The organism is Glycomyces harbinensis (assembly GCF_900101745.1).
GTDB classification, from domain to species: domain Bacteria; phylum Actinomycetota; class Actinomycetes; order Mycobacteriales; family Micromonosporaceae; genus Glycomyces; species Glycomyces harbinensis.
In genome coordinates this window covers 312,749-338,625 of sequence record NZ_FNAD01000006.1, presented here as the reverse complement: position 1 = coordinate 338,625, position 25,877 = coordinate 312,749, and the positions used below count along the sequence as shown (strand labels likewise).

Annotated in this window: 18 protein-coding genes; 6 read left to right on the top strand and 12 right to left on the bottom strand. The window is 68.9% G+C overall.

Annotation, left to right across the window (positions count from 1 at the left end):
- The coding region (locus BLQ63_RS12870; RefSeq protein WP_143014867.1) for an RICIN domain-containing protein at positions 1-310 on the top strand (310 nt) is incomplete at its 5' end.
- Positions 311-417: 107 nt separating this feature from the next.
- On the opposite strand, the gene BLQ63_RS12865 is transcribed toward BLQ63_RS12870, so the two are convergent.
- The 5 genes from BLQ63_RS12865 to BLQ63_RS12845 form a co-directional block, all read right to left on the bottom strand.
- Positions 418-2,388, bottom strand: a complete 1,971-nt coding sequence (locus BLQ63_RS12865; protein WP_143014866.1) for a twin-arginine translocation signal domain-containing protein — start codon at positions 2,386-2,388, stop codon at positions 418-420.
- A gap of 83 nt (positions 2,389-2,471) precedes the next feature.
- Entirely contained in the window at positions 2,472-3,335 is an 864-nt protein-coding gene (locus BLQ63_RS12860) for a carbohydrate ABC transporter permease (protein WP_091034834.1), read from the bottom strand.
- Entirely contained in the window at positions 3,325-4,254 is a 930-nt protein-coding gene (locus tag BLQ63_RS12855; RefSeq protein WP_091034940.1) for a carbohydrate ABC transporter permease, read from the bottom strand. The genes BLQ63_RS12860 and BLQ63_RS12855 overlap by 11 nt, the downstream gene beginning before the upstream one ends.
- Before the next feature lie 5 nt (positions 4,255-4,259).
- Positions 4,260-5,549 (bottom strand): ABC transporter substrate-binding protein, encoded by a 1,290-nt coding sequence (locus BLQ63_RS12850; RefSeq protein ID WP_177154914.1) that lies wholly within the window; start codon positions 5,547-5,549, stop codon positions 4,260-4,262.
- A 72-nt stretch (positions 5,550-5,621) separates the two neighbouring features.
- Entirely contained in the window at positions 5,622-6,656 is a 1,035-nt protein-coding gene (locus BLQ63_RS12845; RefSeq protein WP_177154913.1) for a LacI family DNA-binding transcriptional regulator, read from the bottom strand.
- 123 nt (positions 6,657-6,779) lie between these two features.
- Here BLQ63_RS12845 and BLQ63_RS12840 point away from each other — a divergent pair, with 123 nt between their 5' ends.
- Entirely contained in the window at positions 6,780-8,390 is a 1,611-nt protein-coding gene (locus BLQ63_RS12840) for an FAD-dependent oxidoreductase (protein WP_091034826.1), read from the top strand.
- Positions 8,391-8,723: 333 nt separating this feature from the next.
- Here the strand turns inward: BLQ63_RS12840 and BLQ63_RS12835 are convergent, their stop codons facing one another.
- Positions 8,724-9,386: a response regulator gene (locus tag BLQ63_RS12835; RefSeq protein WP_091034824.1), complete on the bottom strand. Its 663-nt coding sequence runs from the start codon at positions 9,384-9,386 to the stop codon at positions 8,724-8,726.
- A complete protein-coding gene (locus tag BLQ63_RS12830; protein ID WP_091034821.1) occupies positions 9,374-10,543 on the bottom strand; it encodes a sensor histidine kinase in 1,170 nt (389 codons plus the stop codon). The genes BLQ63_RS12835 and BLQ63_RS12830 overlap by 13 nt, the downstream gene beginning before the upstream one ends.
- A gap of 199 nt (positions 10,544-10,742) precedes the next feature.
- Between BLQ63_RS12830 and BLQ63_RS12825 the strand changes: the two genes are divergently transcribed.
- The gene (locus BLQ63_RS12825) at positions 10,743-11,168 is read left to right on the top strand and encodes a DUF6069 family protein (protein ID WP_091034819.1); all 426 of its coding nucleotides are present in this window, start codon (positions 10,743-10,745) and stop codon (positions 11,166-11,168) included.
- Positions 11,169-11,234: 66 nt separating this feature from the next.
- Positions 11,235-13,274, top strand: coding sequence for a hypothetical protein (locus BLQ63_RS12820; RefSeq protein ID WP_091034816.1), 2,040 nt, complete (start codon positions 11,235-11,237; stop codon positions 13,272-13,274).
- An 85-nt stretch (positions 13,275-13,359) separates the two neighbouring features.
- Here the strand turns inward: BLQ63_RS12820 and BLQ63_RS12815 are convergent, their stop codons facing one another.
- Entirely contained in the window at positions 13,360-16,326 is a 2,967-nt protein-coding gene (locus BLQ63_RS12815; RefSeq protein WP_281187809.1) for a S1 family peptidase, read from the bottom strand.
- 91 nt (positions 16,327-16,417) lie between these two features.
- Positions 16,418-16,768 carry a CU044_2847 family protein gene (locus tag BLQ63_RS12810; RefSeq protein ID WP_091034811.1) on the bottom strand — a complete coding sequence of 117 codons (351 nt, stop codon included), beginning with the start codon at positions 16,766-16,768 and terminating at the stop codon, positions 16,418-16,420.
- A 153-nt stretch (positions 16,769-16,921) separates the two neighbouring features.
- Between BLQ63_RS12810 and BLQ63_RS12805 the strand changes: the two genes are divergently transcribed.
- Entirely contained in the window at positions 16,922-19,195 is a 2,274-nt protein-coding gene (locus BLQ63_RS12805) for a hypothetical protein (RefSeq protein WP_091034808.1), read from the top strand.
- Between the two features lie 51 nt (positions 19,196-19,246).
- On the opposite strand, the gene BLQ63_RS12800 is transcribed toward BLQ63_RS12805, so the two are convergent.
- On the bottom strand, positions 19,247-19,924 hold the full coding sequence (locus BLQ63_RS12800; protein ID WP_091034806.1) for a hypothetical protein: 678 nt from the start codon (positions 19,922-19,924) through the stop codon (positions 19,247-19,249).
- Positions 19,924-20,616 (bottom strand): hypothetical protein, encoded by a 693-nt coding sequence (locus tag BLQ63_RS12795; RefSeq protein ID WP_091034803.1) that lies wholly within the window; start codon positions 20,614-20,616, stop codon positions 19,924-19,926. The genes BLQ63_RS12800 and BLQ63_RS12795 overlap by 1 nt, the downstream gene beginning before the upstream one ends.
- A gap of 153 nt (positions 20,617-20,769) precedes the next feature.
- Here BLQ63_RS12795 and BLQ63_RS12790 point away from each other — a divergent pair, with 153 nt between their 5' ends.
- The gene (locus BLQ63_RS12790) at positions 20,770-23,595 is read left to right on the top strand and encodes an AfsR/SARP family transcriptional regulator (RefSeq protein ID WP_091034801.1); all 2,826 of its coding nucleotides are present in this window, start codon (positions 20,770-20,772) and stop codon (positions 23,593-23,595) included.
- A gap of 105 nt (positions 23,596-23,700) precedes the next feature.
- Here BLQ63_RS12790 and BLQ63_RS12785 read toward each other — a convergent pair whose 3' ends face one another.
- Entirely contained in the window at positions 23,701-25,818 is a 2,118-nt protein-coding gene (locus BLQ63_RS12785; protein ID WP_091034799.1) for a hypothetical protein, read from the bottom strand.
- Positions 25,819-25,877 lie beyond the last annotated feature (59 nt).

The window sequence follows — 25,877 nt, the reverse complement described above, 5'->3', positions numbered from 1 at the left end:
CTATGACTGTTGGACGGGGGCGAATCAGCAGTGGACGCATACGGCGGCCGGTGAGTTGTCGGTCTATTCGGGTGGGTCTCGGAAGTGTCTGGACGCTTCGGGCGGGAGCAGTGCGAACGGGACGGCGGCGATCATCTGGTCGTGTCACGGTGGTGCGAATCAGCGGTGGAACGTGAATGCGAACGGTTCGATCACGAACGCGCAGTCGGGGTTGTGCTTGGATGTCGCGGGTGCTTCGGCGGCTAACGGCGCTCTGGTCCAGCTCTGGGCCTGCCACGGCGGCACCAACCAACGCTGGAACCTCGCCTAGGCGGATCGCATTACTCCGGTAGATGAGGAGAGACGACCGGGCGGCCCGAACGGGTCGCCCGGTCGTTGCCGAGGGTGATCGTGCATTCGCCCTCGGCCGGAGCCGGCTCAACTCACCGGAGTGACGCGGAGATCGACCGACAGCGTGCCCGAGAAGCTGATGGTGAGGATTCGATGGGTGCGATTGCCCAGGTACGACCGGTCCATCGGCGCGTACTTCGCTTCCCGGTCCGCTCCCCAGTCGATGGTGAACCGCAAGCCTCCGCGCGTGAGCGTCAGCCCTTTGGCGACCGTGATGGTCTCCTGTCCATAGGGGGCCGCGGTGCCGTTCGCGAACACCACCTGGTCTTCGGTGCCGACGATCAGGGGAATGCGTTCACGGGACGCTCCCGGAGTCGTCAGCACGCGTCTGATCCCGTCGGCGCGGTGCGTCACGTCCGTCCTGACGGCGCCGTCGGCGGTCACGTACTTCGTGGTGAACACTCCCGTGTACCCAGTCAGCGCGTCCGGGGAGATGACGGCGCCTGAGGCGCTCGCCCCGGCGTGATGGGTCGCGGTCACCGGCCCGCGCGACGAGGCGGTCCCGACGGTGTCCGCGACGGTCGTCCAGTCGTCCGGGCCCGTGCTGTTGACCGTCAGCGCGAGCATCCCCGCGGTGGGGTGCCAGAACGAGTTCGTCCCCATGCGCTGGAGGGCGTTCGGCCGCACGCCGTAGACGGCGGCGGTGTAGTACCCGGGCCGCCGGACGAACACGTACTGCTGGTCGAGCGTGCCCTTGCGAAGCTCGGTGAAGGTGTTCTCCTGCCGGTAGCGCTGCTCTGCGACCCGGGCGTTCCGCTGGGCGCTGGTGACCCCGAGGGGAGCCTGCGGGACGTGCATGTACAGGCGCGGGGAGGAGTCCTGCTTCTGCCTGGGCGACACCGGCGCACTCGACGTGCGCCAGGCGTCGCGCGCCTGCGTCTTCTCCTCGGAGCTGGCGAAGAACGCGCCCAGCGCGGGGACGTGCGGCACCAGCGTGCGGGCGAGCGCGCTGCGGTCGAGGTCGTCCTCGGGCGTGGTCTCGAAGGTCGGGACGATGTTGCGAGCGCTCGTCGCGGAGAGGATGAACCCCTCGTTGCGGCCCGGCTCCATGACCACGATGTACCCCCACCACTCGGCGAACCGCTCCGCGAGCTGGATGATCGCCGGGTCGGGCAGCCGCTTGTACAGCGCGCCGAGGTCGGGCAGCATGACTTCGAAGTTGTACCCGGCGTCGGGGGCGACCGGCTCGTGGAAGAACCCCGCGGGAGCCTGGCCGTCCTCGAGGAGGATCTGCAACCGGTCGGGCACGGAGGCGCTGACGGCGGGCTCGCCGAGGATGTGCGCCGCTTCGGCAACTCCGGACAGTCCCGCGAGGACCTGGTTGGCGAACTGCACCGGCCGGTTCCAGTGTGGACGCGAGGTGTCGACGAGCCATGCGGAGCTCTTGCGGAGGGCGTCGCGGATCTGCAGGCGGCGGTCGTAGAGCTCGCCTGCGGCGCGGAGGTCGCGGAGCACCGCGGAGAGTGCGACGGTCCCGAAGCCGGTCGGGGACAGGTGGTGCTCGGTGGGCGAGTACTCCGGGTAGGACCCGTCGGCGTGCTGCAGCGAGAGGTAGTGGCCGAGGGCGGCGTCGAGGCGTCCCAGCAGCGCGGGGTCGCGGTAGTACGGGTTCCAGGTCCGGTCGTTGGCGTAGAACCACGACAGCGTGGCGACGTGCTCCATGATGCGGGCGTTGTACGGCTCGTTCGGGTTGCGCTGCCAGCCGTCCTCCATCCACCCGTAGTTCGGTGCGATGTCGCGGACGCTGTTGGCGAGGGGTGCGAGGATCATCAGGTACGCCGCGAGGACCTGCTCGTTGGAGGCGAACTGGGACCGGACGGGTCGACCGGCCGGGAGGGGCGCGACGAGCGGCAGCACCGTGCCCTGCGACGTCGCCATCGCCGCGGGCGCTCCGGCGTTTCCGATGGCGACCATCGCCGCGGCCGCGCTCGCCCCCATGAGGAAGTGCCGGCGGCTCAGCGGCGGCGGCATCGGCGGGCGTTTCTCAGGCTCATGCATGGTTTTGGACTCCTTTGTCTCTCGACCGGGCCGTTGCGGTCAGCGGCGGCGCCCGGTCTGCGCCGCCGCTGAGGTGGCTCAGGTCATCCCTTGAGCCCGGTCTGCGCGAGACCCTGCACGAACTGCTTCTGCGCGATGAGGAACACCACGAGGATCGGGACGACGGTGAGCGAGGCCGCGCCGAGCTGCGTGTTCCACATCTGCTCGCCGTAGAAGTCCTGGTAGCGGGTGATCGCGAGCCCGAGCGTGAAGTTCTCGGGCGTGCGCAGGAAGATGAGCGCCTCGAAGTACATGTTGAACGAGCGCAGGAACGCCATGATCCCGACCGCGGCGATCGCCGGCTTGGCGAGCGGGAGGGCGATCCGGAAGAACACCCCGGCTCGGCTCACGCCGTCGAGCCTCGCGGCCTCCTCGTACTCCGTCGGGAAGCTGAGGAAGTGCTGCCGGAAGATGAAGACGGAGACCACGGCGGTCGGCCCGAAGATCGGCAGGATGATCAGCGGCCAGTGCGTGTCGTTGAGCCCCATCGCGTTGACGGCGGTGAAGATCGGGATGATCGTGACCTCGGTCGGCACCATCATCGCCGCGAGCATGAGCGTGAACACCGCGTTCCGCAGCGGGAAGCGGATCCGCGCGAACGCGTAGCCGGCCATCGCGGACAGCAGGATCGAGGCCGCGGTGACGATCGCCGCGATGTACATCGAGTTGCCGTACTGCTGGACGAACGGCTGCGCGGTGAACACCTGAGCGAACCCGTCGAGCGTCCACTCCCGCGGCAGCAGGGCGGGCGGCTGCAGGAAGATCTCGTTCGCCGGCTTGAACGAGGAGAAGAACATCCACAGCGTCGGATAGAGGAAGGGGACGGACACCACGACGAGCAGCACGTAGAGCGTGACGGTCGTGGCCCTCGAACGGCTCCTCGCCGCGCGCGATGCGTCAGACCTCATCGTGCACCCACTTCCGGCGGGTGGTCCACTGCAGCATCGTCAGCGCGAGGATGATCGCGAACAGCACGACGCCGATCGCGCTCGCGTAGCCGAACTGCTGGCTGATGAACGCGGTGCGGTACAGGAAGAACGGCAGGACGTTCGTCGAATCGCCGGGCCCGCCCCCGGTGAGCAGCTGCACGGGCGCGAAGACCTCGAGCGATCCGATGGTCGTGAGGATGCCGGTGAGCAGGATCGTCGGCGCGATCATGGGCACGGTGATGGACCAGAACGACTTCGACGGCGAGGCGCCGTCCAGTTGCGCGGCCTCGCGGATCTCCTCCGGGACGCTCTGCAGCGCCGCGAGGAAGAGGACCATGTTCATGCCGACGCCCTTGAACACCTGCACCACCACGAGGGAGATCAGCGCCGTGGACGGATCGGCGAGCCAGTTCGGCCCGGTGACGCCGAGGAGGTCCAGTGCGCCGTTGATCCCTCCGTTGGGCGCGAGGAGGAAGCCCCAGGTCACCGACCAGGCGACGACCGAGACGACGACCGGGGAGAAGAAGATCGTGCGGAACGCGGTGGTGCCCTTCATCCTTCGGTTGAGGAGCACGGCGAGGCCGATCGCGATCACGAGGTTCAGGACGAGCACGCCCGCGCTGAACAGGAGGCTCGCCAGGACCGACGCCGAGAACGTCGGGTCCGCGATGAGGCGGGAGTAGTTCTCGAGGCCGATGAACTCCATCTGCCCGGTGAGCGGCCGCCACTCGTTGAAGCTGTACCAGATGACGAAGAAGAACGGGACGACCCCGAGGACGATGACGCCGAGGGCCTGCGGGGCGACGAAGGCCGCGCCGAGCCAGCGGTCCCGATCGGGGCGGGGCCGCCGGCGCGGCGCGGCTCTGCCGCCTTCCGCCGCGGAAGCGAGTGCGGTCACTCGGGTCACCCCTCGAGCGTCGGCGAGATCTGCTCGCAGATCTCGTTCACCGCGGACTCGACGTCGCCGCCCGACCACACCGGGTCGAGCCCGGCGCGGACCGCGTCCGAGAACTGCGACAGCACCGAGTGCTGCGGCTTGACCTGCGCCTCGGGAACCACGTCGATGATCGCGGTCTGGATCTCCTCGGGCGAGAGCTTCGGCGCGGCCTGCGAGAGCGTCTCCACGTTGAGGAGCGACTGCCGCGGCGGCGGGAAGAACTGCGCGAGCAGTTCGGCGTTCGCGGAGTTCGTCAGGTACGCCAGGAACCCGGCCGCCTCTTCCTTGCGCTCGCTGCGCTCGAGCACGCTCACGCCCGCCTGGCCCACGATGGGGTGGTAGCCCTCCGGGCCCGCCGGGAGCGGGAGGAAGGACCACTCGAAGCTGTCGTCGAGACTGCCGGACTGGCTGAGCTGCGCGACGCTGAAGGCGACGTCGCCGCTCGCGAACGCGGCCGGCGCGGCGTTCCCGGAGACCGCGGGGATGGCGCCCCGCGCGATCTGGTCCTGGTACCAGGTGAGGTACTCGATCATCTCCGGCGACGCGAACTCGCACGTCGCGCCGTCCTCAGACCACGGCGCCGCGCCCCACGCGCTCCCGAGCATCGTGACCGCGCTCCAGTTCGTGGGGTTGAAGGTCGGAATGTTCAATCCGGAGGCTCCGGTCGCTCCGTTCGTCGCCGCGGCGATGTCGGTGACCGTCTCCCACGTGTACTCCGGCGTGCCGACGAGCGCCTTCACGTCGGGCTGGCCGGCCTCCGCGAGAAGGGTCTCGTTCACGTAGAGCGCGATCGGCGAGTTGGAGAACGGATACGCGTAGACGCCGCCGGCGTCGTCCTGCCAGGGCTCGAGCGCTGCGGGGATGATGTCGTCGAGGTCGTACCCCTCGGTGCCTTCGAGCGTCTCGCGGACGTCGTAGAGGATGCCGGAGTCGACGAACTCGGGCCCGCTCGCCTCCGGGATCCAGGCGAGGTCGGGCACGTCCCCGCCTGCGATCTGCGTCGTCAGCCCCGCGATGTAGTCCGGATTGGTGACCGGTTCGAACGTGATCGACGCGACCTCGTCGCCGTGCTCCGCCACGTAGGCGTCGCCGATCTCCTGCAGCAGCGCCAGGTGGTCCTCGTTCGACGACCAGAGCGCCATCTTCAGGTCGGCCGGGCCTGACGCGCCGTCGTCGCCGCCCGCGCATGCGCTGAGGGACACCGCGAGAACACCGGTGAGCGCGATTGCCGCCCCTCGGGATCGGGTAGCTCGCATGAAGTACTCCTTCGGACTCATGACGCGCCGCATAGCGCGTAGAAAGAAAAAGTACCAGAGTTACCGAGAAAATCAAGAAGTATTTTCGAGACCTTGCGGCGGCGCCGTCGAGTCGCGAACGACGAGCTCCGTCGCGAGGTCCGTGTGGAACGTGGGCGGCGCCCCGCCGAGCAGGAGCTTGTGGGCGACCTCCACCGCGTACGCGCCCATCGCCTCCGACGGCTGGCGGATGGTCGTCAGCCGCGGCGCGGTCATCCGGGCGACGAGCTGGTCGTCGAAGCCGATGACGCTGAGGTCGCGCGGCACCGACAGCCCGGCGAGGCGCGCCGCCTCCAGGACGCCCGCGGCCTGCGCGTCGCTCGCGGCGAAGATCGCCGTGACAGGATCGGCCCTGCTCAGGAGCTCCTGGGCGGTCCGCAGACCCGATTCGTACGTGAAGTCGCCCTCTTCGATGATGTCGTCACCGGCCGGGAGCCCCGCGAAGGCGAGCGCCGCGAGGTGCCCGTGCTTGCGGGCGATCGACGCCTGCGTGTCCGCCATGCCGCCGAGGAACCCGATGCGCGTGTGCCCGAGCGCCAGCAGATGCCGGGTCGCCGCCATGCCGCCCGCGAAGTTGGTCGCGCCGACCGAGTACGAATCACTGTCCGGCAGCTGGTAGGTGTCCACCTCGACGAGCGGCACCCCGTTCTTCGCGAGCTTGGCGCGCTCTTCGGTGCGCAGCCGCGACTTCAAGACGACCACCGCCGTGGGACCGTTCCGCTTCGTGCGGTCGAGCCACCCCGCGGCCGGCGCGCCGTCGGGGAGGTCGAGGAGGACCAGCTCGAGCCCCGCCTCGTGCGCCGCTCGCATCGTCCCCCGCAGGATCTCCACCGTCAGCGGCGAGGACATGCTGGAGTTCGCGAGCACGACGACCACGGTCGCCAGATCGCTCCGGGAGCGCTGCTTGGGCGACAGGTACTGCTTGTCGCGCAGGGCGGTCTCCACCCGCACCCTGGTGTCCTCGGCGACGTCGGGCGCCCCGTTCACGACCTTCGACACGGTCGAGATCGAGACACCCGCCTCGTTTGCCACCTCGGCAAGCGACGGCCGACGGTCCTTCTCGCGCATGGGCATCCCTTCGATTCACTTCCAGTGCTGGCATTCTATGGCGAACTCGTCACCTCTAGAGATTTTACTTGCAAAACGCCGATAAAATTACCTAGAGTTCCCGGGAAAGAAAGAGGTTTTCCCGTGAATGAACAGCAGGCCGATCTTCTCATCATCGGCGGCGGAGTCGGTGGCGTGTCCGCCGCACTCGCCGCACTGCGCCGAGGCAGGTCGGTGATCATGACCGAGCGGACACCCTGGCTCGGAGGACAGCTGACGGCGCAGCTCGTGCCGAGCGACGAGCACCGCCGGATCGAGACGACGGGCCGCAACCGCAGCTACGCGCGGTTCCGCGAACTCGTCCGCGAGCGCTACCGGACCTACTACCCGCTGACCGCGGCCGCGCGAGCGGACCGGCGCCTCAATCCGGGCGCGGCGTGGGTGAGCCCGCTGAGCGTCGAGCCCAAGGTCGTCCTCGCGGTGATCCACGATCTGCTGCGCCCGTACGAGGCGTCCGGACGGCTCACCCTGATGCTCGAGACGGTCCCCGTCGCCGTCCACGCCGACGGCGACCTCATCAGTGCGGTGACGGTGCGCGACCGCGAAGGGAATGCCCGCGAGCTCACCGCGCCCTTCGTGCTCGACGCGACCGAGCTGGGCGACCTGCTGGAACTGGGCGGCGTCGAGTTCGTCACCGGGCGCGAGGGGCGGGGCGAGACCGGCGAGCCCGGCGCCCCGGAGACCGGCGATCCCCTCGACATGCAGAGCGTCACCTGGTGCTTCGCGATCGAACACCTCGCCGGCGAGGACCACGTCATCGACCGGCCCGACGACTACGAGTTCTTCCGCGACTGGCGCCCGCCCCAGCTCGCGGGCGAGAAGATGCTCGGATTCCGCCGGGCCGCGCACGACGGCTCGATCGCCCGCGAGTACACGCTGAACGTGAACGCCGACGACGACCCATTCGCCATCGATGTGGATCACCGCAACATGGGCGAGGCCCCCGAGCTGTGGAACTATCGGCGCGTCGCCGCGCGGCGCCAGTTCGAGGACGGTGCGTACGCGAGCGACATCGTGATCGTGAACTGGCCCATGAACGACTACGTCGGCGGGCCGCTCTTCGGCACCGATGACGTTGCCGTGCACTGGGATCGCTCGAAGTCGCTGAGCAGGTCGCTGCTCTACTGGCTGCAGACCGAGGCCCCGCGGCCCGACGGCGGCACCGGCTGGCCCGGCCTGCGCCTCGCGCCGCGCGTGACCGGGACCCCCGACGGCTTCGCGATGCTGCCGTACTTCCGCGAGTCCCGCCGCATCCGAGCGCAGCGCACGATCCTCGAGCAGGACTTCGACCGGCGGTTCCGCGACGGCCGGGGCGCGGAGCGGTACCCGGACACGGTGGGCGTGGGGCACTACTACTGGATCGACCGCCATGCCACGACCGGCTCGAGCGCCGGCGGCGGCGGCCTCCCGGAGCCCTTCGAGATCCCCCTCGGCGCACTCCTGCCGCAGCGGGTGCGCAACCTCCTCCCCGCCGCCAAGAACATCGGCACCACGCACATCTCGAACGGCAGCTACCGGCTCCAGCCGGTCGAGTGGTCGATCGGCGAGGCGGTGGGCGCGCTCGCCGCGTACTGCCTCGACCGGAAGGTCGAGCCGTCGACGGTGCGCTCCGACCCGCGTCGACTCGGCGACTTCCAGAACGACCTCGAGCGAGGAGGCGCGCAGCTGCGCTGGGATCCCGAACTCCGGTGGTAGACCGCCCCCGCGGATCAGGGCTCGGTCGGCGCCGGCCCTGATCCGCGGCGCGGGCGTCGGCGCCGACATCGACCGCGACTTCGTCGAGGACTACCGGGCGCTGCTGCACCGGTTCGCGAAGGTGCGCGACCTGTCCTATCTGGGATGGGCCGGGACGGTCTCGGAACTCCAGTTGCGCATGGAGAACCGGCTGCGCATCAGATCGGTCGCGAATGGCTCGACTCGCTGTCGTGGATGGTCGAGCAGGGTCGCCTGGCGCGCCTCGGGGTTCCGCCCGATCGGATGGTCGACGTGTCGTACCACCAGCTCACGGCCGACCCGTACGGGCAGCGCTCAGACCAGGCCCGCCTCGCGGGCGAGCACGGCGATCTGCGTCCGGTTGTTGAGACCGAGCTTGCCGAAGACGTGGGTGAGGTGCGCCTTGACGGTGGCAACGCTCATGAACAGTTCGGCGGCGATCTCGGCGTTCGTCCTGCCTTGCGCCACCGCGAGGACCACCTCGTGCTCGCGCGTGCTGAGACCGGCCAGCGCGGCGCTGGCCGTTACGTGGGCGTCGGTCTGGGCGGCCGCCCGGTCCATGAGCCGGCGGGTGATCTGCGGGGACAGGATCGGGTCGCCCGCGGCGACGCTGAGGATCGCGGCGACGATCTGCTCGGGCGGCGTGTCCTTGAGCAGGAAGCCGCTGGCGCCGGCCCGCAACGCGTGCAGGATGTCCTCGTCGGCGTCGAAGGTGGTCAGCACGATCACTTCCGGCGGGTTCGGCAGTCGCCGCAGCCGGCGGGTGGCGGTGATGCCGTCCACGCGCGGCATCCGAAGGTCCATGAGCACCACGTGGGGATTGGAGTCCTGCACGGCCGAGAGCGCCTCGTCGCCGTCGACGGCCCTGCCCACCACGGTGATGCCGCGGGCGCCGTCGATCATCATGGACAGACCGGCCCGGACCATGGCGTCATCGTCGACCAGGAGCACGCGCAGCGGAGCGTTCACGTCGGCAATGGTAGCCAGGCCCGGACTCGGAACTCGCCGGGCGGACTCGTCCCGTGGTCGAGGTTCCCGCCCGCGAGGCGTGCCCGTTCCGCCATGCCGATCAGACCGAAGCCGCCGCCGGGCGCGGCGGGTGCGGCCGATCGGTCCGGCGGCAGCGGATTGCGGATGTCGATCACGAGTCGGGCCCCGGACTGGCGTTCCAGGAGGACCTGGACGGGTTGGCCCGCGGCGTGTTTGCGGGCGTTGGTGAGTCCTTCCTGGACGATCCGGTAGGCGGTGCGGCCGACGATGTCGGGAACGGCGTCCCCGCCGGTCGCCGCGTCGCGCAGTTCCACTGCCGCACCGGCGTCTCGGGACTCGTCGATGAGGCGGGGAATGTCGTCGAGCACGGGTTGCGGCAGCACGTCGCGGTCTTTCGCATCCTCGCGCAGCACGGTGATGACCTCCCGCAGCTCGTTCAGTGCCTCATGCGCTCCGGCGCGGATCACTCCGGCGGCTCCGGCGAGCTGCTCGGGAGGGGAGTCCGGGCGGTACTCCAGGGCGCCCGCGTAGGTGGCCAGGAGTGACAACCGGTGTGCCAGTCCGTCGTGCATCTCCCTGGCGACCCGGTGGCGCTCCCGCATCCGGGCCTCGGCCACGCGTCGCCCCTGCTCGGCCTCGGCGCGCCGTGCGCGTTCGCGCAGGGAGTGGATGAGTGCGCGTCGGTCCCGGGCGAGCCGGCCCCAGCCGAGCAGCGCACCGAACGCGATGGCGACCAGGAACAGCCACCAGCCGTAGTCGATGCCGGCTTGGCCGCGCCAGACGCCTTGCACGGCCTGGGCGATGAATCCGACCGCGGCCACGGCGGCCGCGACGCGAAACCGGGACAGCTGCGCGACGCAGAGCACGCCCATCGCGGCCGACGGCGTGGCCGCGGGCGACAGTGCGGTCAGCGTCACGAGCAGCACCGTCGCGCCGACCGGTCGTCGCAGCAGCAGCGGCGAGACCAGCAGGCTCACCGCCCCGATCGCGATGTCGAAGCCCGGCAGCCACCCGGTCTCGTCGCTGACGTACTCGCCGAAGACGGTCGCCCCGGTCAGCACGACCGCAACGGCGAGCGCGCCGACCACCCCGGCGGTGGGCGGCGAGCTTCGGGAATCGGTGCCGCAAGGAGGCCTGTTCGTCACCGGCCCAGCCTAGGCACGCCTCATCGATCGGGGACACCTACCAAAGTCGATTTCCGCGTCGACACAAGTCGAGGGCGCGGTCGCGCAGCGGCCGATGCGGCGAGGGGCCCTGCGCGGCAAGGCTGTGAGGAGTGGCGCGGCGCCGAGTCGCCGCGCAGTCCCGGGGTCCAGCCCCGGCCGTCACCGAAGGGAAGTCCACATGTCCACCGAGATCACCGCCGAACCGCGCACCGCCGGTCGCCGAATGCTCGCGCTCGCCGCAGTCGCCGTCGCGTCGCTCGCCGTCTGGGTCCTGACCGGCCTCGTAGGCGGCATCCTGCCGACCGTCCTGCTCAACGGGGACGAGCAGGTCGTCGGCCCGGTCGCGATCGTCGTGTCGAGCCTGATCGCCGGGTCGGCGGCGTGGGCGCTGCTCGCGATACTGGAACGAAAGGCGAAGCGGCCCAGGCGAACCTGGCTCATCATCTCGGCGGCGACACTGGCGGTGTCGCTCGCGGGTCCGCTGACGAGCTCCGTCGACACCGAGTCCCGGGTGGTGCTGTGCGCGATGCACCTGGTCGTGGGGGCCGTGCTCATCTTGGGCCTGGACCGTTCGACACGCCGCTTCGACAAGGCCGGAAGCTGATGCACCATGCCGAACCGTATCCGCGCCGCCGCACCGCGACGCACCAACACTGAAAGGTCGAACGCCATGACGAACCACGACGACTCCTCGTCGCCTCCCAAGCCGTCCGGCGGCGCTGTGCGCCGTCGCCGACTGCTCGCCTTCGCAGCGGGAGGTGTCGCCGTGCTGTTCGCGGCGGGCGCCACCGTCATGAGCGCGAGTTTCGCCACCGCGGAGGAACCCGCGAGCGGCCAGACGGACCTGCCTGCGGCCCTTGACACTTCGGGCCAGGCCCTGGAGACGGTCCTGCTGCCGACCGGCGACCGGGTTCGGATGCAACCGGACGGCACGATCGGTGTCCTGCCCGCCGAAGGCCGCGAGGACGTCGGATTCCTCGCGGTCCCGGCCGCGGACGGCAGCGGCGACACGATCATCGTCCCCCGAGACCGGGCCGACGAACTCCGCTCGGGCGCCGAGGACTCCCGCCGCTACAACATCACCGGGCTCATCGCCGACGGCCACGCCGACGCCGCCGACGTCGAGACGTCCCGACTGGAGCAGTACGCGGGCCTGCCGCCGACGACCGACGACGCCGGAGTCGAAGGGGCTCAGACGTTCACCGTCACCATCACGGACCGGTCCGGTGGCGTTCCCGGCAACAACTTCGTCCGGTGGTACGACACCGCCGACGTCGACCGCAACGGCACCCTCGAGTTCGACGCCGACGGCAACGCCACCGCCGACCTCGCGCCGGGCACCTACCTCCTCACCTACTCGTTCGGGAACGACGCCACCGACACCGAGGCGGCCGAGTCGATCCACGGCATCGGCCATGTCGTGATCGGGGACCAGGACATGGGCCTCCTTCTCGACGGCGGCAAGGCCGAACCCGTCACCGTCGAGGTCGAACGTCCTGACGCGACACAGGCCGGCAGCGTCCTCGCCTTGGACGCCATCGCTCCAGACGGCTCGGGCGTCAACTCGACCAGCTTCGACAGCGACGCCATCGACCACTACCTCATGCCGCAAGCCGATGTGCCCGGGTACGACCTCGGTTTCCGGTACCAGCAGACGCTGACCGGGACCGAAGGCGGACCCTACGAGTACAACCTCACGTTCGCCCAGCACGGCGGCATTCCCGACGACACCTCTTTCAGCGTCGCCGACGACGAACTCGCGGCGGTCCAGACCGAGTACCTCGGCTTCGGCAAGGACGCCGACGGTCTCACCTGCAAGATCGGCGACCACGCCGTCCAATCCATCGGCATGAGAATCTGCTTCCTGACGGACAGGTCGTTCCCCTCCGAGCGCCTCGAGCTCTTCACGGCCGATCCCGCGATCGAGTGGAGCAACCTGATCGAAGGCGGGCGGTACGACGCGGACGACGACCTGGTGGACGGTTTCCAGGAGCGGGCGAACTTCGTCTTCGAACCCGGCGAGACCGAGCGGACGTTCCCGCACGGCCCCTTGACGGCCGGCGCGAGCGCGATGCCCCTCTACAACGATGACGGCGTCACGCAGTCGGAAGGCTTCGCCGACCTGGGCGCCAGCGTCAACGGCGAGCGGGTGAACCTCATCGGATACACCGGCGACGCGACCCTGCTCCTGGACGGCGAGCAGGTCGACCAGGTCACCGGCATCGATCCGTCCGCCGGTTTCGGCTTCGACCTCACCGGCGCCGCCGCCGGCCGCTACACGCTGGCGGTCGACGGGACGCGTGAGGAGACCGCCGAAACAGGGCCGTTCGCCACCACATCCGCGGTCGAATGGACCTTCGACCTCGATCCGGCCGCGATGAACCCCGAGGGCTACCAAGTCGTGGCCCTCCCGGCGGTCGGCTTCAATGTCGACGGCGTCGACGGCGGCTGGACCGAGGACCGCCACCAGGAGCTCACCCTCGAACTGACGAACGTCGAGGGCGAGGCCGTGACGGCCCGGGAGATGACCTTCGAGGTGTCCTACGACGACGGACGCACCTGGACCGAGATCGACATCGACGAGAGCACCGGCACGGTCGAACTCGACCACCCCGCGAACGCCGAGTACGTCTCCACCCGCATGACCGCCACCGACGAGGCGGGCACCGAGGTCACCCAGACCACGACCCGCGCCTACGGCCTCCGCTGAAACCGAGGCGACGCCCCGGTGATCCCGCACGCGGGATCACCGGGCGTCACCTCGCTCGGGGCCGAAGCGCACTCAGACTGAACGTTCAGCCGTCAAGGGGACGGAGCGTCGCCGCAAGAAACCGACGAACCCGCGCGGACCACTCACCGAGATGCAGCTCGTCAAAGTCTCGGATCGCTTTGGCGTAGTGACGGATGTAGCGCCTGAGGTGAGAGTCGGCGTGGTGGGCTTTCAGAAACTCCACGTCGCCGAGCCCCAAACTGCTGCGAGCTACACCAAATCCGTCTCCCAGTTCTTCAAATGTAGCCAGTGCCGTCGAGTATGCTTTCTCAGCTTCTTCGAGGTCCGGAGAGTTCTGAGCTATTGCCATATTTCCGATCCCGATGTAAATATCAGCAATGCCGACATAATCTCGTCGCGCTCGGAACAGCTTCAGGGCATCTTCGAAGTGGCGCTTGGCAGATTTCAGATCCAATGCCGTGTCGGCGTTGCCACCGATCGGGCGCTCAAGCGCTCGCTCGTGATACAAGTTGGGCCATTCGACGAGATCACCCGAACTTTGAGACATTTCAATACCCCGGGCGCGTTCCAAGATCGGCCACAGCACTCCCCCGGTGGTAATGTAGATAGCTGTATTCCCGAGCCCAGCGAGCGCTGCAGCTTCTCCGGCCTTGTCGTTGATAATCCGCGCAGACCTCAGAGCGCCGCGATAAAGACGCTCCGCAGCAAAAAGCAAACTGAGAGGACCCGCGAAGTCGTCGTTGAACTTGTATGTCAGGCGCCTAGAAGCCTCGACCGTCTCGGAATCCGCCAATCCCAACCGGGCCGCAATAGACCCCTCCGCATCGTCCATCAATTCACAGGCTTCGAGAGCGGTCCGAAAAGCATCCTCCGCCTCATCGGGCTTGAACTTGAGAAGAAATATGTCTCCTCTGATCCATATATCCGGATCAAAGCCGGTCGCGGCAAGTGTCGCGCTCTTGACATTCATGAACCGCCTTCCTACTCGCCGAGCATATTCCTCTCCACCGACATGCGGTGATTCCCAGGTCGCACGGAGCGCCGCGGCATAGTTGAAATCGTCTTCGGCGTTCCAGAATATCTTCGCAGCGTGGCCGAACAGTTCCCGAGAGACATTTGCCCGTCCGGAGGCGAAGAACCGTGCGGCGGCGAGATTCGCGAATTCCGCAGTCGCGATGTCCTCTTCCCCCAATGCAACCTCTCGGATTGCTTCCGCTTCAAGGAAGAACCAATCGTAGTCTGAGGACTGGTAACTCGCCAGCCTATGCGAGTAATACTCCCGCAGGCCAGACCATACGAGAGCACGATCATCTCTGGCCCGGCCGTGGATCCAACACTCTTGCAATGCCTGGTTGGCACCGAACGCCCGAATCAAGTCATGGGCGAAGTACGTCCTCAGATGCCTCGGAGTCCGAGTGGTGCGGTCGTCCTCTCGCTGCGCCAGCCCGGCATCGACCAACTGCAGAATCAGCTCTTCAGCATCTTCGACAGCACACTTGAGCACTCCGGCGAGAGTACCGATCGAGAGAGCCCTTCCCGGGTACGATCCGAATATGCGGAACGCGACTCGCTGCAATGGATCCAATCGACGATAGGAGGCGAACAGTCGCTCAAATAGCGATGCTTGCAGTCTTGCCGCGTGCTTCCTTCTACTTTCACTGACGGGAGGAAGATCCGAGACGATGTCAGCGAGAGACCATTTCCCGGATACGACTCCCTGAGCGTGGGAGTTGATGAGCACTGGAACGCAGAGGTCACGCAGCACCAACTCCTTGACCCGGCTTCTATCGTGATCACTCCCCGCAACCTGAAGAAACAGCGCCTCCGCGTCCTCAGTTTTCAACACGTCGAGCCGGATGGTCTTGGAACCGCCTTCGAGGAGCAGGGCTTGGCGGGTCGTATAGATCGTCGCGCAACCCCGGCCCCTAAGAATCAACGGTTCGATCTGATCCGACGAACTGACATTGTCCCATATCATGAGAATCCGTCGGTTGGCGGTAGCGCTATGCCAGAGAGTCAGCAGCTCCTCTGCACTGTACATCGCAATCCGCTTCGGATCCTGATTGAGCACTACCGGGAGTATCCTACGAAGCGCTTGCACCGCACTGATGGGCTGGGCGTTCAAGGAGTACGACTGAAAGTCAAAGAACACTCGCCCGTCGAAATCTGCCGAGTGATTCTCACCGAAGGCTGTTGCGAGCGCAGTCTTTCCGATTCCACCGAATCCGCCAATCGAGCAGACCTGCACTACAGCGGAGGAACCCGTGAGATCCTCCTCCAATGCTGCCATGTCCTCGACGCGCCCGACGAATCCACTACCCGCGCCGGCGGGGTTCCAGTAATCGGACCAGGCCGTGAGATTATGCGAAGGCGTCCGCTCCGATTCGAGGACAGGCGGACTCGAGCCGAACTCCAGTCGATTCGGTTCCGAATCGGCTCGAAGCTCGGTGCTCGTCGGCTCCGCGAGACTCCCATCGCAGGCGAGCAGCCGGGGCCAGTGCTCGCTCAGGTAGCGGTTCGGCAGCAAGTGTCCGGAGCGGTGTCCGTCTCGGAGCGCGACTATGCCGATGACCGCCTCGGCTTCATGGTCGTACACAGGTGCCCCCGAGAAACCGGGCCCGATGGCCCACCCGGTCATGCCATCCGCGTCGAGCTGGACCCAGTTGCCGAACTCGCCGCTGGCCCCGCGGAGGATGCCGGTCGCCTCCCGCGCAATGCGCTCACCCTCAGGAAACCCATGAGCAGAGAAGCGATGCCCACGCATCCCATTCGGGAATGCAAGCGGAGCCGCTTCGATCCCCCGCCGCGGATGCTCCAGTCGTAGTACTGCGATGTCACCATCGCCGTTGTCCTGCACCGGAAGCCAGAGAACAGTCCTCGCGTGAAAGGCGCCCCGGTGCAACCCGAAGGGGAATTCCACGCGGGCTAGGGCCGCCGGCGCCTCTCGACGCGATGCTACCGGGCCTGTTCGCCCTGACTGCAGATCGACCACGTGAGCGCAGGTGACGATGTGGTATTGGTCGACCAGCACCCCGGCTCCGGCGACGCGCTCCCCGCTCAAGTAGGGGAAGCGGACTAGCCAGGGTGGGCGCTCGGACAGGTCGGCGGATCCGGCCACGGGCCTAGCCTGGGCCGGGCTTCGTGACTTCCGGCTTCTTCCAGACCACCTTCACGTTCAGGTGTGCCCCGGAGCCGCCTGAGACGATTGAAGCCCCGACCTTGCCGTCCATGGCCACTCCGAACGTCACTTCTACTTCGTCCGGTGCCGGATCGATGCTCCGCAACTGCTCCAGCGTCCCCTCGGCCGCCAAGCGCATACCGTCGAGCGCTCGGCTCCAAGTCCTCGTAGCGGTCATGACCAGCCGCTCACTCGCCCCGACTCGGGTCAGGCTGCCGGCGCCTTCCTCATCGGCCATGAACACGTGGACCGTGCCTTCTCCATCGCCACCGATGGGGAATTCGATCAGGGTCATCGATACACCACCTCAAAGCCCAGTCTCCCACAGTGACAGTCGTTCCACACGCCTCGAAGGTCACCTGCCCAGGCGCACCTTCGACCCTGTGAAATGATCCCTGCCGTGTGAGCGTGATTCATCGTGCGAGTCGCGGCGATCGGGAGGAGACGCATGTGCCACCACGAACTGCAGTTGTGGGCCGCGTTGGAGGCGGCGCAGGCGGTGGAGGACTTCGAGATACGGCAGGCGCGGCTCGAGGACGTGGTCGACAGCGCCGAAGCCGGAGGCTTCGCCCGGCTCGCCTTCACCGCCCGGCATGCGCTGGCGAACGCGTACTGCGTGGGGCGGCAATGGGACCGGGCCTTCCCCCTGTTCTCCCGCTGCCTCTCCGAGCACGACGCCCGCAGGCTCGAACTCGGTCCGGAGGAAGAGGCGGAGCTGCGTTCCTGGTACTGCTGGGTCGTCCAGTCGATGGCCGAGTTCCCGGCCATCGGCCTGCCCCGGATCTACGCCGCGCTCGACGACGTCGAACAGCGCTACCGGGCGGCGGGCCAGAACCTCCGGGAGGTGTACGCGACCCGCCGCTCCGTGGCGCACATCGCCGCGGACTGGGAGCAGGAGCAGCACTACTTCCGGCAGTGGAACGCCGCGGGTGGACCGGACCCGAAGCGGATGTGGGACTTCGCTTTGCAGGTCGACCGGCTCACCGACCGCGGCGACGACGCGGCGGCGTACGAGCTGGCCGCCCCGGTGCTGGCCGGCGCGCGATCCTTCGACGAGCCCCCGGTGCCGGTGCAGATCGACATGCTGCTCCCCTTGGCGCGGCTGGGACGGGACGCCGAGGCCCGGCGGGCGTTCCGGCTCGCCCGCCGCGGCATCACCCGCGACGTGTACCGCTACGAGTACAGCGGCAAGCTCATCGAGTTCTGCGCGCTCACCGGGAACCTCGACGCGGGCCTCGAGACGCTCAGCATGATGATGTGGGGCTTCGCGACCCTGAACCGGCCGACCGGGAAGATGGACTTCGCCGCCGCCGTCGCGGTGCTGATGCGGCAGATGGTCGACGCCGGCCGCGGCGACGAGCCCGTCGGTTGGGCCAAGCAGGACGAGGACGAGTACGTCGACGCCGCGCAGCTGCTCGAGCGGATGCGCGGCATCGCACTCGATCTCGCGGCGCGGTTCGACGCGCGCAACGGCACCACGGACCAAGGCGACCGGGTTCGTACCCGCCTCGCCGCGCCACCGGTCGCACAGGTCCGCGTCGGCGCCGCGAGCTACCGGTTCACCGACGGCATTCCTGCGGGCCTGACGGCCGAAGAGCTGCTGGCCCGAGCCGAATGGCACCGCGACCGCGGGCAGCGCACCGCGGCCCGCGACCACCTCCGGGCGCTCGGGCGCCCGCCTGCGCACCTGGCCGCCCGCCGTGCGCATCTGCTGGCGCTGCTGAACGACGGACCCGACGCGGGATCCGATCTGCACGAGGCGGCCGGGCTCTACCAGGCCGAGGACGACGTGGTCGGCATGGCGCTCTGCCTGTGCGATGTCGCGATGTGGATGGCCGACAACGAGAAGCTCGACGACGCGGTGCCACTGGTCACCGGAATGCGCGACGTGCTGATCAAACTGCCCGACCCGAAGACGGCCGCGCTCGCGGAGTTCGCGTTCGCCAACGTGATGGCGGGGTCGGACCTGGAAGAGACCGACCGCGCGCTGGCTCGTGCCGCTGAACACGCCGCCGAGTCCGGCGACCCCTATGTCGTCGCCCTCGTCGTGCGCCACCAGGTGCACCGGGCGGTGCGGCAGGAGTCGCCGCCCGAGCAGGTCATGGCGCTGGCCACGACGATGCGGGACGCCGCGCTGGACGCGGAGTGGCCGGCTCAGGTGGTCCGCGCGTTCTCCTACCTCGAGTCGGCCCATTCCGAGGCGGGCACCACGGCCGCCTACCGCCGGGAGATCGACGAGCGCATAGCCCGGTTCGTTTCGGACACACCGCATCTGGTGCGGGTGGGTTTCGGCTATGCGCAGGCCCGGGGCCTCATCGGCGACGACCGGGAGGCCGAGGCCGTGCCGGCGTTGGAGCGGCTGATCGCCGCCGAGCGTCCCGGCGGGGTGCCGACCATGCACTGGCATTGGCTCGCGCAGGGGTACTTCGCGGCCGGTCGCCTCGAAGACGCGGTCGACGCCGCGGAAGTCGACGCGGACTATCTCGACGAACTGCGTGAACGCGGAAGCCTCGAGACGCCGTCGACGGCCGACGTGAACCGCAAGCTGCTCGTCGAGTGCTATCTGCGGCTCAACGATGTCGAGGGCGCCCTGGAACATCTGGAGATCCTGAGCCGCAACGCCCACAAGCGGGACGACGCGCAGCTCCAGAACTACGTGCGTACTCAGACCGATCAGGTCAGAGCGGTTGCGGTGGCCGCACGGCCACCGCAACCGTTCTGACCGGCACCGCGAACCCGAATCACCGGCCTTCGCTCATGCCTTGCATGTTCCTCAGCCCCACGGCTCCGCCGGTGCCGGAACCGTGATGCAGTTGTCCTCGCGGGTGACGTCACGGCCACTGGCGCAGAACTCCATGTCGCCCGACAGTTCTGCGGCGTCCGGGATCTGGAAGGCCAGGCCGCCGATCATGGTCGCGCCGGCCGGGAGGTCGACGCGCCCGAAAGCATCGGCGCTCCCCCACATGTGGTCGCGCCACTCGCCGTCGGCGACCGATTCGATGCTGGTGACGGGGTTGGGGGTGCAGTTCCCGTAGGCGTCGACATTGGCGGCCGCACAGGCGTCACCACCGGCGGGGAAGACCAGCTCGAAGTCGAAGTAGTTGAACCAGGCGTCGGCCACACCGCGGTCGTCGGCCTCGCCGGTCACCGCGACGTAGACCACCAGGTAGTGCGCGTCCGCATCGGCGATCTGGCCGGCGAGTTCAGTCTGCCAGACCGTGTCCACGGCCTTCAGTCGCAACCCGACGGGCACCACTCCCTGCTCGACGTACAGCAGCTCCTCGCCGGGGAAGTCGGCGAACGCGGTGTAGGTCGGCCCGGACGTGCTCGGCGACGACTCCTCTTGCGAGGTCGATTCGCCGGAGTCGGTGTCGGCGCCACCGGAGTCGGCGCATCCGGTGAGCGTCAGGAGGAGAGCCGCGGCGAGCGCGGCGATCGAGCGCGCGGACATCAGGCTCGCTCCCCCGTCGGCGCGGAGACGGCGACGCAGTTGTCGTACTCCATGAGGACCGTTTCGCCGCCCCCGCAGAACTCGATCCCACCGGTCGCCTCGAAGGTGTCCGGAACGGTGAAGGCCACGACCCCGGCCGCGGTCTCGCCGGCGTCCAGCGGGATGCCGCCGAGGGTCGACTCCTCCCAGCCGTACGTGCCCCAGTCCTCGTACGGAACGTCTGCGGGATAGGTGACCAAAGTGGCGTTGTCGTGGCAGATCTCCTCCATCGACTCGTCTCGGCCTCCGAGCGTGTCGCGGTTGCAGTCCTCCCCGGAGCCGAATCGCAGGGCCAATGAGAGGGCGTTCAGGTAGGCCTCCTCCACGCCGCGGTCGGCCGCTTCGCCGGTCATCACGACGTAGACGGCCAGGTAGTGGGATCCCGTCTGGGCGGGCCTGCCGGCCAACTCGGTGAGCCAGGCGGTCTCCACCGGCTTGACGAGCAGGCGGTACGACTCGCGGCCGTCGGTGTACAGCAACTCCTCGCCGGGGTAGTCCTCGTACTGCGAGTACGTGGGCTCCGGCTCGCTGGTCGATGCGCTCTCATCGGTTGTCGCAGCGTCGGAAGCGGTCTCGCCGCCATCGCTTCCGGAGCAACCGGCGAGTGCGAGGAGCAGACTCAGGGCGAGTATGGACGGTGAACGAACGGACATGCGGTTTCCTTGATCTATCGCTCGGCTTCGCCGCATTCACCCGCCGTGCCGACGGCGGGTCATCGCGGCTATGCGGATCACTGTCGCCGAACCCGGCTTCAGATCGACTTCACCATCGCCGGTGCCCTCGCCACCAGGGGCTAAGATGGCGGCGTGCCGGACCTCGATGGCAGCGAGAGCAGCGCCAACACGCCCACTGGATCACCTGGCGGTGTCGAACTCGGAGTGCTCGGGCCGCTGCGCGTCGCCGCGGGCGGCACGGAACTGGAGTTGACCTCACCGCTGTCGCGAACCTTCTTGGCGCTACTGGTGCTCAACGCCGGCAGGCAGGTGACGCTGTCGGCGTTCGCGGACGCCTTGTGGGGTGCGGAGCTTCCGCAGAACCCCCGTCGCGCGGTCCAGTTGTGCGCGGTGCGGGTGCGGGCGCAACTCGACCGGATCGGCGCAGGCGACATCGTGGCGACCTGTCCCGACGGGTACCGGCTCGACGTCCCGCCGAACGCCACCGACCTCGGAGGCGTTGCGAACCTCCTGCGGGAAGCCGATGCAGCCGCCGAGCCCGAAGGCGAGCTTGCCGTGGTGACGGCGGCGCTCGGACTGTGGCGCGGTGAGCCGCTGGCGGACGTCCCGTCCGAAGAGCTCCAGCGGGAGGTGGCGCCGGGCCTGCGAGAGAAGCGGCTGCGGCTGTTGGAGCGGCGCGTCGACATCCTGCTTCGCCGCGGGAGCGCCGCCGAACTGGTGGACGAACTGGTGACCCTCACCGCGCGGCATCCACTGCGCGAAGGGTTCTGCGGCCAGCTGATGCAGGCCCTCCACCACTGTGGACGACGCGGGGAGGCGTTGGACGCCTACCACCGGTTCCGCCGCCGGTTGAGCGACGAGTTCGGCGTCGATCCGAGCGAGTCGATGCGGACGCTCCACGCCGCGATCCTGGCCGGTCGACCGGACGAGGACCGCGGCACCGAGCTCACGCGGCTGCCGGTCCCGCGCCAGCTCCCCGCGAGTGCGGCGGCCTTCTCCGGGCGCAAGGGCGAGCTCGCCGAGCTGGACGGGTTGCTGACGGTGATGCACGGGTCGTCGGGACCGGTCATCGGTGTGGTCACCGGAACTGCCGGGGTCGGGAAGACCACGCTGGCGGTCCATTGGGCGCGTCGGGTCGCCGACGAGTTCGTGGACGGGCAGCTGTTCGCCGACCTGCGCGGGTACCACCCGGGGCAGGCGCTGTCGCCGGATCGCGTGCAGGCGCGGTTCCTGCGGACGCTGGGGGTGCGCGCCGAGGACATCCCCACCGAGACCGACGAACTGACCGCGATGTTCCGGTCCACGATAGACGGACGACGGCTGCTCATGGTGCTGGACAACGCGAACAGCGCCGACCAGGTCCGGCCGCTGCTGCCGGGCGGGCCCGGCTGCCTGGCCGTCGTCACCAGCCGGGACGCGCTGCTGAGCCTGATCGCCATCGAAGGTGCGAACCGGATCGACCTGGAGCTGTTCGACATGGCCGAGGCGCGGGAGCTGCTGGCGCGGCGGTTGGGCTCCGAACGGCTGGCCGTCGAATCGCAGGCCGCCGATGACATCATCGCCGCCAGCGCGCGGCTTCCGCTGGCACTCGCGATCGCCGCAGCCCGTGCCGTGATCGACCGGGGCACTCCGCTCAGCGCCCTCGCCGAGCAGCTGCGCGAGGGACTCGACGCCTTCGACACCGCATCGGACCTGACGGATGTGCGCGCGGTGTTCTCGTGGTCGTATCGCGCGTTGAGCCCGGACGGCGCCCGCATGCTGCGACTGCTGGGGCTGCATCCGGGTCCGCATCTGACGGTGCCCGCCGCGGCGAGCCTCGGCGGCCTCCCGGCGAAGACGGCCGGGAAGCTGCTCGACGAGCTGGTGCGGGCGAACCTGGTCATCGAACCGGTCCCGGGGCGCTTCGCCTTGCACGACCTGATGCGCGAGTACGCCCTCGAGCTGGTGTCCGCCGAGGAGCCCGAGGCCGACCGGGATCGAGCCGTCCGCCGCGTTCTCGACCACTACCTGCACAACGGGTACGCCGCCACGGCCGTGATCGACCCGATGCTGACCGGCGAGGGGCCGGGGGACGCGCTTCCCGAGGTCCTGCTGGAGGAGATGGCGGACCATGACGCGGCCATGGACTGGCTCACGGCCGAGCAGGAGGTGCTCGTCTCCATTCTGGACTGGGCGGCGGACGCCGGGTTCGACCGGCAGGTGTGGGAACTGGTGTGGGTCCTCGTCCCGTTCTTCGACCGACTGGGCAACTCGGCGCAGTGCCTCAGCTGCATGGAGGCGGCGCTCAAGGCCGGTGAACGGCTCGGCGAGCCGCTCATGCAGGCGCGGGCCCACCGGGGGCTCGGGAACCTTCACTTCAGAGCGGCTCGCGAAGCAGACGCCGACCGGCACCTCGAGACGGCGCTGAAGCTCTACCGCGGCGACGGTGACCTGGTCGGCGAGGCGCACGTCGAAATGGCCCTGGCGGCGTTCCGCGAGCATCAGGGGCGACACCCCGAGGCACTCGAGCACGCGCTGCGGGCGCTGGAGCTGCACGAGCGGCTGGGCGACGCCGGTTCCCATGCCAACGCCCTGAACTCGGTGGCCTGCTGCTATGTCCAGGTGGGGCAGCATGATCTGGCACTCGAGCACGGCCGGCAGGCGCTCGCGGCGTTCCGGGAGCTGAAGGCCCCCGACGCGGAGACCGCGGCGCTGGACACGATCGGTGAGGCCTACCAGAGGTCGGGGCGGTTCGCTGAGGCGATCGACAGCTTCCAGGAGGCCATCCGATTGGCCCGGCAGGTGGGCAACCGCTTCTACACGGCCCAGAGCCTCGACAACCTCGGTGACACCTATCTTGCGATGGGCGACCGGACCGCGGCTCATGATGCGTGGAGCCAGGCCGAGGCCATTCTCGACGAGCTCCAGCACCCCGCTGTAGGACGGGTCCGGGTCAAGCTCGCCGAAGTCGACGCGTAGGGGCCGCATGGGTCCGAGCGCCGATGCACGACCGTTGACGACCGATTGTCGTCGTCTCCGGGGCGGTGGCGGTGCAGCGGCGCTCGGACGGAGGCGGAACGATGGTCAGCCGGCGAGGCGGTAGCCGAACTGGACGGTGAGCCCGGCGGCGTCGGCGCTGGCGTCCTCCACGAGCAGCCCGATGCGCTTCGGGGCCGCTGAACCGTCCACATAGGCGATACCTGAGATGGTCTGGACGGCCGCCTCCTGGCCGACGGTGAGCGGGCCGGTGGCGGCGTCGCCGTCGACCGCGAAGCGCACCTTGCAGGACCCGGCGTCGATCGCGTGGGCGGCCTTGACGACCGTGACGTGCTGCCCGGCCACGAACAGGTTGTTCCCGAAGTCCAACGCGCCGTTGGCGACCGCGCCCCCGACTCGTGCGCTGAACCAGCCGTCCACGTCGCCGGTGCCCTTGTTGCCGGAGATGCGGGTCTCGGCCGTGGGGGTGGCCTTCATGAGCAGGCCGCCGGCGTGGTTGCCGTTGAAGTCGTTGGCGGACACCAGGACGTCGGGAGACGCGGTGACGAAGGCGTAGTCCTGGCGGTTGGTGCCGTCGCCGACGAAGCCGCCGACGCCGTTGCCGGTCAGGACGACGCGGGTCGCGCCTTCGCGGATGCTGACGCCCGCGCCGTGGCGGTAGGCCGCGCCGCCGGAAGGCGAGCCGGTGAACTCCGATCCCTGGAGGTCGAAGGAGTCGTCGTCGATGACGGTGACCGTCCACTTCGAATTCACCGCGTCGGCGCCGGCCACGTCGTAGACCGTGACGCGGTCGCCCGTCTCCCAGCCGTGCGGGTCCGCGGTGGTGACGCGGACGGCGCCGTCGCCGTTGTCGGCGAGGCCGGAGAGGCTCCGGCCGAAGTCGACATGGGCGGTGCGGCCGTTGTTGCCGATCAGGCAGCCGCTGACGTTCAGGCGCCTGGAGGCGAAGTCGATCCCGTTGCGCCCGGCGCCGCGGATCACGCAGCCGGCGAAGGTGACGCCGCCGACGAAGTCGGGGCCGACGCGAACCAGGTCGAGTTCGCCGTCGGTGGAGATGTAAGCGTTCGCGAACTGGGCCTGCGCGCCGCGCTCCAGCAGGACCGAGTAGCCGTAGGTGTTCTCGAAGCCGCCGCCTTCGAAGTACACGAACTTCGGCAGCGCGGCCGAGCCGGTGGTGTTGCGCATCCACAGGCCGTGGCGTCCGAAGAGGATCGCGGTGGCGATGAATTTGAGGGACCCGCCGAGGCCGTCCACGATCACGTTGTCAGTCGCGTGGTTGCCGCTGCCCGCGGCGATGCCGCACTGGACGAACTCGATCGGGTCGGCCCGGGTGTCGTCGGCGACCCCGTTGAGGAGGACCACGTACTCGCCGGTGAAGGTGTTCCAGACGCAGTTCTGGAAGCGGACGGTGTTGCATCCGCGCAGAGTGGTGCCGTTGTAGCCGTCGCGGAAGCGCACGTGCGAGAAGGCGAGCATGTAGTTGCCGTCTTCGGGCTCCGGCCCGGCGCGCTCGGTGCGGATCAGCGACCCGCCCTCGAGTTCGAGCCCGCGGATCTGGAGGTCGCGGAAGCCGCCGCCGCGGACGCCGGTGAGCAGGAACCCGTCGGCGTCGGTGGTGTCGACGACGATCTGGGTGCCGGTCTCGAGGTTGTCGGAGTGCCCGGCCCCGGCGAAGGTGATCGGGACGCGCAGGACGTTGACCGTGGTGCGCAGGAGGACGAGGCCGGGCCCGATGGCGACGGTGCCGCCCGAGGGGAGGGCGTCGACGGCGGCTTGGAGGAGGTCCGAGTCGGCCGAGGCGTCCTCGGGGTCGGCGGTGCCGGTGCCGCTCCAGCCGAACCAGGTCAGGTCGACGCGGGATTCGGCCTGGCGCTTCCAGCGTCCGGTCGCGGTTCCCGTGACGGCGAAGACGGTGCCCCCGTTGTCGTCCTCTGTGGATTCCTCGTCCCAGAAGAGCAGGCCGCCGCCGCGACCGGGGGTCGCGGTGAAGTACCCGACGAGGTAGACGGTCTCGCCGTGGGCGGTTCCGGCCTTCTCGCGCAGGTCCGCGACGGTGGCGACGGGTTCGGCGGCGGCGATCTGGGCGCGCCGGTCCTCGCCGGAGTCGTCGGCGGCGTGGGCGGGTGCGGCGAGGGCCGCGCCCGCGATGCCGCCGAGGCCGAGGGCGGTGAGGCCGCGGCGGGTGATGGTGCGGTCGGTGCTCATGGTGATCACTCCTTTGTGACGGCGTGCTTGAAGACGTGCAGTGCCGGAGGGGCCGCCGG